At 53.1% G+C, this 725-nt stretch carries 1 protein-coding gene; it reads left to right on the top strand.

Going from position 1 to position 725, the window contains the following annotated elements:
• On the top strand, window positions 1-567 hold a 567-nt coding region (locus ACTHUR_RS13915), incomplete at its 5' end, for a rod shape-determining protein (protein WP_440399132.1).
• Window positions 568-725: the final 158 nt, after the last annotated feature.

Raw genomic sequence — 725 nt, 5'->3', positions numbered from 1 at the left:
GGTTCGATGATTGTCGATATTGGCGGCGGTACGACTGAAATCGGTATTCTTTCACTGGGCGGCATGGCCTATTCTGCTTCTGTCCGCGCAGCCGGCGATGAATTCGATAAAAGTATCATCCATTACCTGCGCCGCCATCGCGGTGTCTTGATTGGCGAAGCTACAGCCGAAGAATTGAAGAAACAAATCGGCTCTGCCTCGGGCTTTGAAACCGAAACAGCCATGCGCATTAAAGGCCGCGATCTGGCCGAAGGTACGCCTAAATCCTTGGCAGTTACTTCAGATGAAATCCGTGAAGCATTGAGTGAAACGGTAAATCAAATCATCCGTGCCGTTCGTCTAGCTTTGGAACAGGCTCCGCCTGAATTGGCCGGCGACATCGCCGACCGCGGTATTATGCTGACCGGCGGCGGTGCGCTTCTGCACGGTATCGATACTGTCTTGGCCGACGCAACCGGCCTGCCCGTCGGTATTGCCGACCAACCTCTGAACTGCGTTGCCTATGGTGCCGGTAAGGCTTTGGACTATATCGGCAAATGGGATACCGTATTCACGGAAAACCCATAAGGTAGATGGTTATGGAACGCTCTTCTTTGCGCTTTGACGAGGCAAAAGGCTCTAAGCTGTTGCCTCGTTTTGTCGTTTATATCGCTCTGGCTGCCGGCCTGATGGTGGCAGATTACCGCTTTTCATTGATGCAGCCTGTACGTGCTGCAGTAATGCCC

It is taken from the genome of Neisseria sp. P0021.S007, from assembly GCF_051956855.1.
Note: the sequence above shows the minus strand (reverse complement) of the source record. Positions and strands in the feature narration are given on the sequence as shown.